Below are 9,514 nucleotides of genomic sequence, written 5' to 3'. Positions count from 1 at the left end.
GCGGGCGTCGCAGAGAAGCCGGCTCACGGGATATTCCAGCGCGAAGCCGTTACCGCCGTGGATCTGCACGGCGTTGTCGGCCGCAGCCCACGCGACGCGCGCACCGAGGAGCTTTGCCATCCCGGCTTCGAGGTCGCAGCGTCGCCCCTCGTCCTTCGCCCGCCCCGCGAAATAAGTCAGCAGACGCGCGACGTGCACCTCGACCGCCATCATGGCGATCTTGTCCGACACCCGTGGGAAATCGACGAGCGGCCGCCCGAATTGCTGCCGCTCCTCGCTGTAGCGGAGCGAGACGTCGAGCGCCGATTGGGCCACCCCGACGGCCCGGGCCGCGGTCTGAATGCGGGCCGATTCGAAGGTCGCCATGAGCTGGCGGAACCCTTCGCCCTCGGCGCCCCCCAGCACGTTCTCGGCCGGGACCGAAAAACCGTCGAAGGACAATTCGTATTCTTTCATCCCCCGGTAGCCGAGCACCTCGATCTCGCCGCCGGTGAGGCCCTCGACGGGAAACGGATCCTCGTCGGTGCCGCGCGGCTTCTCGCCGATCAGGATCGAGAGGCCCCGGTAGCCGGGCTGGTCCGGGTCGGTCCGGACGAGAAGCGTCATGATGTCGGCCCGGACGGGATGCGTGATCCACGTCTTGTTGCCGTGGACGCGCCAGGCCTCGCCGTCGCGGACGGCGCGCGTCCGTAGGGAGGCGAGATCCGATCCCGTATTAGGCTCGGTGAAGACGGCCGTCGGCAGGAGTTCGCCCGAGGCGATCTTCGGCAGGAACCGGCTTTTCTGCTCCGCTGTGCCGCCGCCTAGGATCAACTCGGCCGCGATCTCGGACCGGGTCCCGAGCGAGCCGACGCCGATATAGGCGCGCGACAGCTCCTCCGAGACGACGCACATCGAGACTTTCGACAGGCCGAGCCCGCCGAACTCCTCCGGGATGGTGAGGCCGAACACGCCGAGTTCGGCCATCTGCTCGATGACCGTCATCGGGATGTATTCGTTGCGGAGGTGCCAGCCATGGGCGTGCGGCTCGACCTCGGCCTGGGCGAAGCGGCGCATCTCGCCCCGGACCGCCTCCAGGGTGTCGTCGAGCCCGGCATCGGCGACCGCGCCCTCGCGCAGCAGCGCGACGAGCCGTGCTCGATTCGCTGCATTGTTGCCGGTCGCGATCAGCTCCTCGACATCGTCCGACCGGAATGCAGCCGCCTCCCTGGGCGGCAACCCGAGGTCGGTGAGCCGGGCCGTCTCGAGCTGACTCATCGGAATGCCGGAGAAAAGCTGGTCCAGATATTCGCCCGCGCCGATGCGGACGAGGAGCCGCTCGGTCTCGCCGAGCCGGATTTCGGCCTGCATCCGGGCCGCGTAGGCGGCGAGTTCACCGATCGCCGCCTCGTAGGTCGCGGCCCAGGCAAGTCCATGCGCGACATGCTGCTCGGCATCGAGCCGGGCCGGCGAAATGCGGCCGTTCTCGACGAGGCGCGCCCGCACGCGACGGCCGGCTTCCGCCACCAATTCGTGAGCGCTACGGGCGGCGCTCTCGATCAGCGGGACGAGATCGTCGGTCGGGGAAAGGGCGGGCGAGGCGGACATCCGCTGTTGTCCTCCGCAGCACGGAAGCCGTCAAACGGTCTGGAGCTGCCCGGGAGGGCGAAGAACGCCGTCCTCGGTCGCGGCGCATGCGCCCGCCCGACTTGCGCCCTCTGGCCGAGGCTGCCATGTCCTCGGCGGAGAGGCGGATCGTGTTGCGCCCGAAATCCCTGCTCGAGCTGATCGCACTCGCCTTCCAGCGCTTCGTCATGCACGACGGCTGGGCGATCGCGAGCCATATCGCGCTCTCCGTCCTGACCTCGATGTTTCCCTTCCTGATCCTGCTCACGGCGCTCGCTCCGCTCTTCGGCACGGCGCCGCTGGCCGACGAGGCCGCGAACCTGATCCTGGAAGCCTGGCCCAAGGAGGTGGCCGGACCGATCGCCGGCGAGGTCCGGAATGTCCTGACCCAGAGCCGACGCGACATCCTGACCTTCGGCGCCGTGCTCGCGATCTACTTCTCGTCGTCCGGAGTGGAGAGCCTGCGGGTCGGACTGAACCGCGCCTACGGCAGGCCCGAGATCCGGCCCTGGTGGCTGACGCGGCTCGAATCGATCGCCTACGTGATCTTCGGCGCTTTCGCGATGCTGGCCTTCGCGTTCCTGGTGGTGCTCGGACCGCTGCTGTGGCGTGGCGCGACGAGCCTCGTGCCGGAGCTGTCCGGATTCCGGCTGGAGGTCACGCTGCTGCGCTATGCGATCGCGACCACGGCCATCGTCGGAGCGCTCGTCATCGCGCATAAATTCGTCGCGGCCGGTCGGCGCCGCATCCGCGACATCGTGCCGGGGATCGGCATGACGCTGCTCCTCTGGCTCGTCGGCGGTCTCGCCTTCGGCTGGTATCTCGACACCTTCGCCAGCGCCTACGTCTCCACCTACGGAGGTTTGGCGACCGCCATGGTGGCGCTCGTCTTCCTGTATTGGCTGGCGGCCATGTTCCTGTTTGGCGGCGAGCTGAACGGCACCCTGATCGCCGCCCGGCGACGGCGCCTGGACGAAGCCATGCGGCCGCGCCCGATCACCGACGCGATGACGATGCCCTGATCCCTTCATCCGGCATGTCGGGACCGCCAGGGTCCGCTCGTCCTTGGGACGGCGCCAATCGCCGATGGAGATGGACGTGAGCACCGATTCCGAGACCCGCACGAGCCACGAACTCGTCCTCACCCGCCTGATCGATGCGCCCCGCGCGGCATTGTTCCGATGCTGGACCGATCCCGAGCTGATGAAGGAATGGTTCTGCCCGAAGCCCTGGGTCGTCTCCCATGCGGAGATCGACCTGCGGCCGGGCGGCGGCAGCCTCGTCGTGATGCGCTCGCCGGACGGGATCGAGCACCCTCATCCGGGGATCTATCTCGAGGTGGTGCCGAACGAGCGCCTCGTGTTCACGGATGCCTACACGGCCGGCTGGGTGCCGACCGAGAAGCCCTTCATGACGGGCATCATCACCTTCGAGGAGGAGGGCGGGCGGACGCGCTACACGGCGCGCGTGCGCCACTGGACCGAGGAAGATCGCAAGCGCCACGAGGAGATGGGCTTCCACACCGGCTGGGGCATCTGCGCCGACCAGCTCGAGGCGCTGGCGAAGACGCTGTGACGCCGGAGCCGTGGAGCAGCGCGCGGCGCCGCCCCACGGCTGCAGCGCGGCGTGCTTAGGGGCCGCCGTTGCCGCCGACCGCCCCGAAGACCTGGCCGGTCGAGAAGGTGGCCTCGTTCGAGGCGAGGAGGACGTAGAGGCCCGCGAGTTCGGCGGGCTGGCCGGGACGTCCGAGCGGAGTATCCTCGCCGAACTCGGGCAGCTCGTCCGGGAATTGCCCGCCGGAGGGCTGGAGCGGCGTCCAGACCGGGCCCGGCGCGACCGCGTTCACCCGGATGCCCTTCGGCGCAAGCTGCTTCGCCAACGCCTTGGTGAAGTTCATGTTCACGGCCTTGGTCGAGGCGTAATCGAGCAGCTGCTCGGACGGATCGTAGGCGTTGACCGAGGTCGTGGTGATGATCGAGGCGCCCGGCTTCAGGTAGGCCATCGCGGCCTTCGTGATCCAGAACATCGCGTAGACGTTGGTCTTGAAGGTCTGGTCGAACTGCTCGGTCGTGATGTCGGTGATGAGCTTCTGCGGGTGCTGGTAGGCCGCGTTGTTCACCAGGATGTCGAGCCCGCCGAGTTCGCGCGCCGCATCCGCCACGAGCCGCTGGCAGAAGGCCTCGTCGCGGATGTCGCCCGGAAGGGCGACGCCCTTTCGACCCGCCGCCCGAATCAGCTCCAACACCTCCTTCGCGTCCGATTCCTCCGCCGGAAGGTAGTTGATGGCGACGTCGGCGCCCTCGCGCGCGAAGGCGATCACGGCCGCGCGTCCGATGCCGGAATCGCCGCCGGTCACGAGAGCCTTGCGGCCCGCGAGGCGGCCCGAGCCCTTGTAGCTGCCCTCGCCGTGATCCGGCCGTGGGTCCATCCTGGAGGCGAGGCCGGGCCAGGGCTGCTCCTGCCGCTTGAAGGGCGGAACGGGATGCTTGGTGGTCGGGTCCTGCAACGGCGCCGCCGCGGTGCCACCGCCCGACACGGCGGCGGGGCTCGCCGGGGCCGTGCCCTGCGAAAGGGCGGGGACTGCCGCGAGGGCTGCCGCGACGCCGGTCGTGAGGCCCGCGATCGCGCGGCGCCTGGAGGGATCCATGTGGTCGTTGCTCATCATCATCCTATGGCTGCGAGGGCGGCCGGCCTGAGCTCGACACCCGTCGCCGCGTTAACGCCGCGAGCGGAGCGACGTTGCGTGCGCGAGAGGACGCAACGGTGGTCGCGCTGATCACAGCACCGTCATCCCGAGATGCCGGCGCAGATGCCGTCCGCTGGTTTGTTCGTCCCGACGAGCTTAAGGTCGGATTATGAGGGGTCGGCCGGCGAGCAAGCAGGTCGAGCCTCGAGGGATCCCGAATCTTGAACGAATACCAGGCCGACATTTCCGACACGCCGGCCCGGGACAGGGCCGAGAGCCATATCGAGGGTTTCCGGCTGCAGGGCGGGATCTTCGTCGAGGCGGTCCGGGTCACGCGGATGCCGATGCTGGTCACCGATGCGACGCTTCCGGGAAATCCCATCGTCTTCGCGAACGCGGCCTTCGTCGGACTCTCCGGCTACGAGGTGGAGGAGCTCGTCGGACAGGAGCCTCACTTCCTGAACGGGGAGGGGACCGACCCGAAGGCGATCGCGCGCTACACCCAATCCATGAATGAGCGCCGGGACGAGACCCTGGAGATCGTGCAGTATCGCAAGGACGGGACCCCGTTCAGGGCCATGTTGTTCGCCAGTCCGCTCGACGATGGCCAGGGCACGATCACGAACCACTTTCTGTCGTATCTCGACATCACCCGCCGCTTCGATGCGGAGGAGGGTCTTCGCCTTCTGACTCAGGAACTGGAGGAGCGCGTCGCTGCCCGCACCCAGGAGCTGAAGGAGGCGAACGAGCGCATGGCGAAGCTCGTCGCCGAAAAGGAGATGCTGGTCGTCGAAGTCAATCACCGGGCCAAGAACAGCCTCGCCATCGCGGCCTCGCTGCTCAGCATCCAGGGACGGCGGCAGACCGATTCTGCCGTGCGGGCGCTCTTCGACGAGGCTCGGGACCGTCTGGTGGCCATGTCCAGGGTTCACGACCTGCTCAGCAAGTCCGAGAGCGCGCAGCGCGTGAACCTCGCCACCTACGTCTACGACCTGTGCGAGGCCTTGCGGCCGATCACGGAAAGCGACGACCGCATCCAGCTGCATTCCGTCCTTGAAGACGGCATCCTGATCGACGCCGAAACGGCCGTTCCTCTCGGAATCGTGGTGACGGAGCTCGTGACCAACGCGGTGAAATACGCGTTCCCGGCCCCGCGGTCGGGAACGATCCGGGCTGAAGGCCGGCGGCTCCCGCCCGATCGCATACAGGTCGTGATCCACGACGACGGCGTCGGCTTCTCGACCATGCGCGAGGGCTCCCTCGGTTACGGCCTGGTCCGCTCCCTCGTCGGTCAGATCGGCGGCGAGATGGACATGAAGACCGAGGCAGGCCTGACCGTGGTCATCTCGTTTCCGGACCCCACGTTCGCCCAGTCGGCCCTCAACTGAGGGCCGCTCCGCCGTCGCGAGAGCAGTCCTACCCGCCCGCCTCGATGACGTCGTCCAGCGTCCTGAGCCCTGGCCGGGGCGAGTTGACCAGCACGGCCATGTTGCCCGGCGCGTGCTGGTTCTTCCACATCTTGGTGTGGGCGAGTGGGATCTCGGCCCAGGGCAGGACCTCGCTCATGCAGGGGTCGATGCGACGGTCGAGGACGAAGCGATTGGCGGCCGTGGCCTGCTTCAGATGGGCGAAATGCGAGCCCTGGATGCGTTTCTGGCGCATCCAGACGTAACGGGCGTCGAAGGTGATGTTGAAGCCCGTCGTGCCGGCGCAGAACACCACCATGCCGCCACGCTTCACCACGAGGCACGAAACCGGGAAGGTCTGCTCGCCCGGATGCTCGAAGACGATGTCCACGTCCTTCTTGCCGGTGATGTCCCAGATGGCCTTGCCGAACTTCCGGGCCTCCTTGGTCCAGGTGGCGTATTCGGGTGAGTTCACGATTGGCATCTGGCCCCAGCAATCGAACTCCTTGCGGTTGATGACGCCTCGCGCGCCGAGCCCCAGCACGTAGTCCTTCTTGGTCTCGTCGGAGATCACGCCGATCGCATGCGCGCCGGCGGCGGCGCAGATCTGGACGCCGAAGACGCCGAGCCCCCCCGACGCGCCCCAGACGAGGACGTTCTGGCCGGGCTGCAGCCGATGGCCCTGGTGGCCGTAGAGCATCCGGAAGGCGGTCGCGAGGGTGAGCGTATAGCAGGCGCTCTCCTCCCAGGTCAGGTGCTTCGGGCGCTCCAGGAGCTGGCGCGACTGCACCCGGCAGAACTGGCCGAAGGAGCCGTCCGGCGTCTCGTAGCCCCAGATTCGCTGCGAGGGCGACAGCATCGGGTCGCCGCCGTTGCACTCCTCGTCGTCCCCGTCATCCTGGTTGCAATGGATGATGACCTCGTCGCCGACCTTCCAGCGCCGGACCTTGGCGCCCACCGCCCAGACGATGCCGGAGGCGTCCGAGCCCGCGACGTGGAACGATGCCTTGTGCACGTCGAAGGGCGAGATCGGCTCGCCGAGCCCGGCCCAGACGCCGTTGTAATTGACCCCCGCCGCCATCACGAGGACGAGCACGTCGTCATCGCCGATCGGCCAGGTCGGCACCACCTCGAGCTGCATGGACTGCTCGGGCGGGCCATGCCGCTCCCGGCGGATGGCCCAGACATGCATCTGCTCCGGCACGTGGCCGAGCGGCGGAATTTCGCCGATGTCGTAGAGGTTCTTTTGCGTGGACAGCGCCCGCATTGCTTGGACGGACATAGCGAAACTCTCCCGGCTGCGCTCTCCGCGCTTCACAGGTGTCTAAATGGCTCTATACTGCGCAGCAACATGAACGTAAGTTGAGCAGCCGTAGTCAGGCAGTATTTTAGACTGCCGGCCGACATGACTGCAGGTCGCCAAAGAGGCCGCCGCTCGCGGCCAGATGCCATCAGCCAGCGCTGGCACGTCCCTGGGTCGGGGACGTGGGTGTGTCCTGTAGCTGGCGTCGCAGGGTGAACGCACGCTCCGTCATGCGTGGGACGAGGCTTTCGTCCACCTTCACCCGCGCGTCTCCGCCGAGCGTCTCCGGATCGATGTAGGGAATGAAGGCCGATACCGAGCCGGAAAGCCAAACCGCCGACAGGTGCAAGGCCGGGACATCAAGAATGCGGGCCTCCACATCCGGCAGATTGGCGGCGACCTTCTCGGCCAGATGGGCTGCCTCGTTCAAGCGTTCGGCATTTCGGTTACGCGACAAGCTGGCGAACGCCTGGTTTCCGCCGGATCCGTCCGTCAGGTCCGCGTAGGCGACCTGCCCGGGCTCTTCCAAGAGATAGCGCCATCCAACCGGCTTCGCCTTTGCGAGCATGTCTGGACCCTCGATGTCGTCGAGGGCCAAGCGGTAGACCGGCAGGGGCTCGGCGATGTTCACCGCGGCGCCGCCGAGGGTCTCGGCAACGACCCGGGCGGCGCCGAGATCGCGCATCGCCTCGCCGATCAAGTGTTGGCCCGAAGCCGGTGGGTTTCGCCGTTGGACGATGGCCAATGTCAGGCTCCGATCGCGCTCTCGTCCCGGAAGGCGAGCGAGCTGGCGGCAACTCCGGCGATCGCTGCGCCAGCCGGTGGCGGCTTCGTGACGTAGGAGTGCGTCCACGTTCCGCCAGACTGATAATGGGAGGCGAATTGAGCAAACGCAATCTGGGTGTTGAGGTAGATCGGATCAGACACGTCGATGTATTCCGTTCCGCTTTGCGCGATCAGCCAGCCGGCGATGGCCTGGAAGTGACCTCCTCCACCATACCACCCGACCCGCGAACAAACAGGATTGCTCTTCGCAATCTCCGCCTGAATTTCGGAGAAGGTGAACGATCTCGCCTCCATGCGGTCCAGGTTGCCGGTGACCGTTAGTGCGGTGTCGAGATACCACGCCTTGTTGCAGCGCATTGGATCGCCGGCAGCGCCGACTTGGCAGCAGTCGGTTCGGGGGAGGGCCGCGTCGGCTACCGTGCATTGTTGCCAGAGGCTCGCGCGGTCAAAGTATTGCGAGACGCTGGTGCTCACAGCGGCCCAGCACCAATTTGTTTGTTGCTGTTGCGAAACCGAGAGGGAGAGGCTTCGGCCGGTAGGTCCGGCGCCTCCGAGCGGGCTTGCTGCAGGCGGCATCCTTGCCAACGGCACAGGTGACAGGAAGCGGGGCAGCGGCATGGCGTTTCGTTGAACAGCGCAATCTGAGGTGGATGTTACACGACCTGGGGCCGGTGTCCACGACGGCGACGCCGAGCCGCAACCCCCGCTGTCAATGACGTGAGTTCCCGCTAATGTGGCCTGTGGATCCAGAGTTCCAATATTGGCCGACGCCCCCTCAAATCCTCCCGGTCGCGACAAGCCCTGGCTTTTCCGGACCTATGCCGGCCATTCGAATGCGGCCGAATCGAACGCGCTCTACCGGTCGAACCTCGCCAAGGGCCAGACCGGCCTCTCCGTCGCCTTCGACCTGCCGACCCAGACGGGCTACGACCCCGACCACGAACTCGCCCGCGGGGAGGTCGGCAAGGTCGGCGTCTCGATCGCGCATCTCGGCGACATGCGGACGCTCTTCGCCGACATCCCGCTCTCGGCCATGAACACGTCGATGACGATCAACGCGCCGGCGGCCTGGCTGCTGGCGCTCTACGTCGCGACGGCCGAGGAGCAGGGCGTCGATCCGGCGACGCTCCAGGGCACGACGCAGAACGACATCATCAAGGAATACCTGTCGCGCGGCACCTACGTGTTCCCGCCCGCGCCCTCGATGCGGCTCATCAAGGACGTGATCCTCTACACGACCCGCGCGATGCCGCGCTGGAACCCGATGAATGTCTGCTCCTACCACCTGCAGGAGGCGGGGGCGACGCCGGTGCAGGAACTCGCCTTCGCGCTCGCGACCGCCGTCGCGGTGCTGGATACGGTGCGAGATTCGGGCGAGGTCGACGAGGCCGGCTTCGCGGATGCCTTCGCCCGCATCTCCTTCTTCGTGAATGCCGGGCTCCGCTTCGTCACCGAGATCGCGAAGATGCGGGCCTTCGCCGAGCTCTGGGACGAGCTGGCGCGCGAGCGCTACGGCATCACGGACCCGAAGAAGCGACTCTTCCGCTACGGCGTGCAGGTGAATTCGCTCGGCCTCACCGAGCAGCAGCCCGAGAACAACGTCCACCGCATCCTGATCGAGATGCTGGCCGTGACCCTGTCCAAAAAGGCGCGGGCGAGGGCGGTGCAGCTGCCGGCCTGGAACGAGGCGCTCGGCCTGCCGCGCTCCTGGGACCAGCAATGGTCGCT

General features: G+C 67.2%; 9 protein-coding genes. 4 read left to right on the top strand and 5 right to left on the bottom strand.

Going from position 1 to position 9,514, the window contains the following annotated elements:
- Positions 1 to 1,587, bottom strand: a 1,587-nt coding sequence (locus tag ACFE87_RS24180; protein WP_375462216.1) for an acyl-CoA dehydrogenase family protein, incomplete at its 3' end; no start/stop codon positions are given.
- A gap of 125 nt (positions 1,588 to 1,712) precedes the next feature.
- On the opposite strand from ACFE87_RS24180, the gene ACFE87_RS24175 reads away from it, so the two are divergent.
- Both ACFE87_RS24175 and ACFE87_RS24170 read left to right on the top strand, forming a co-directional pair.
- Complete coding sequence (locus ACFE87_RS24175; RefSeq protein WP_375462215.1) at positions 1,713 to 2,627, top strand: YihY/virulence factor BrkB family protein; 915 nt, start codon at positions 1,713 to 1,715, stop codon at positions 2,625 to 2,627.
- A 70-nt stretch (positions 2,628 to 2,697) separates the two neighbouring features.
- The gene (locus ACFE87_RS24170) at positions 2,698 to 3,180 is read left to right on the top strand and encodes an SRPBCC family protein (RefSeq protein ID WP_375462214.1); all 483 of its coding nucleotides are present in this window, start codon (positions 2,698 to 2,700) and stop codon (positions 3,178 to 3,180) included.
- 55 nt (positions 3,181 to 3,235) lie between these two features.
- Here the strand turns inward: ACFE87_RS24170 and ACFE87_RS24165 are convergent, their stop codons facing one another.
- Positions 3,236 to 4,252 carry an SDR family oxidoreductase gene (locus tag ACFE87_RS24165; protein ID WP_375462213.1) on the bottom strand — a complete coding sequence of 339 codons (1,017 nt, stop codon included), beginning with the start codon at positions 4,250 to 4,252 and terminating at the stop codon, positions 3,236 to 3,238.
- 260 nt (positions 4,253 to 4,512) lie between these two features.
- Here ACFE87_RS24165 and ACFE87_RS24160 point away from each other — a divergent pair, with 260 nt between their 5' ends.
- Positions 4,513 to 5,679 carry a histidine kinase dimerization/phosphoacceptor domain -containing protein gene (locus ACFE87_RS24160; protein ID WP_375462212.1) on the top strand — a complete coding sequence of 389 codons (1,167 nt, stop codon included), beginning with the start codon at positions 4,513 to 4,515 and terminating at the stop codon, positions 5,677 to 5,679.
- Between the two features lie 28 nt (positions 5,680 to 5,707).
- Here ACFE87_RS24160 and ccrA read toward each other — a convergent pair whose 3' ends face one another.
- The 3 genes from ccrA to ACFE87_RS24145 form a co-directional block, all read right to left on the bottom strand.
- On the bottom strand, positions 5,708 to 6,979 hold the full coding sequence (gene ccrA / locus ACFE87_RS24155; protein ID WP_375462211.1) for a crotonyl-CoA carboxylase/reductase: 1,272 nt from the start codon (positions 6,977 to 6,979) through the stop codon (positions 5,708 to 5,710).
- 169 nt (positions 6,980 to 7,148) lie between these two features.
- The gene (locus tag ACFE87_RS24150) at positions 7,149 to 7,700 is read right to left on the bottom strand and encodes a hypothetical protein (protein WP_375462210.1); all 552 of its coding nucleotides are present in this window, start codon (positions 7,698 to 7,700) and stop codon (positions 7,149 to 7,151) included.
- 47 nt (positions 7,701 to 7,747) lie between these two features.
- On the bottom strand, positions 7,748 to 8,362 hold the full coding sequence (locus ACFE87_RS24145) for a papain-like cysteine protease family protein (RefSeq protein WP_375462217.1): 615 nt from the start codon (positions 8,360 to 8,362) through the stop codon (positions 7,748 to 7,750).
- A gap of 184 nt (positions 8,363 to 8,546) precedes the next feature.
- Here ACFE87_RS24145 and ACFE87_RS24140 point away from each other — a divergent pair.
- On the top strand, positions 8,547 to 9,514 hold a 968-nt coding region (locus ACFE87_RS24140), incomplete at its 3' end, for a methylmalonyl-CoA mutase family protein (protein ID WP_375462209.1).

The sequence above is a fragment of the uncultured Enterovirga sp. genome, assembly GCF_964242715.1.
Taxonomy (GTDB): domain Bacteria; phylum Pseudomonadota; class Alphaproteobacteria; order Rhizobiales; family Beijerinckiaceae; genus Enterovirga.
This window is presented reverse-complemented; position numbering and strand designations above follow the sequence as displayed.

Bases quoted from the DNA above. Each gene is read 5' to 3' on its own strand.
- ACFE87_RS24175 (WP_375462215.1), top strand. From the start codon at position 1,713: ATGTCCTCGGCGGAGAGGCGGATCGTGTTGCGCCCGAAATCCCTGCTC.
- ACFE87_RS24170 (WP_375462214.1), top strand. From the start codon at position 2,698: ATGGACGTGAGCACCGATTCCGAGACCCGCACGAGCCACGAACTCGTC.
- ACFE87_RS24165 (WP_375462213.1), bottom strand. From the start codon at position 4,252: ATGGATCCCTCCAGGCGCCGCGCGATCGCGGGCCTCACGACCGGCGTC.
- ccrA (WP_375462211.1), bottom strand. From the start codon at position 6,979: ATGTCCGTCCAAGCAATGCGGGCGCTGTCCACGCAAAAGAACCTCTAC.
- ACFE87_RS24145 (WP_375462217.1), bottom strand. From the start codon at position 8,362: ATGCCGCCTGCAGCAAGCCCGCTCGGAGGCGCCGGACCTACCGGCCGA.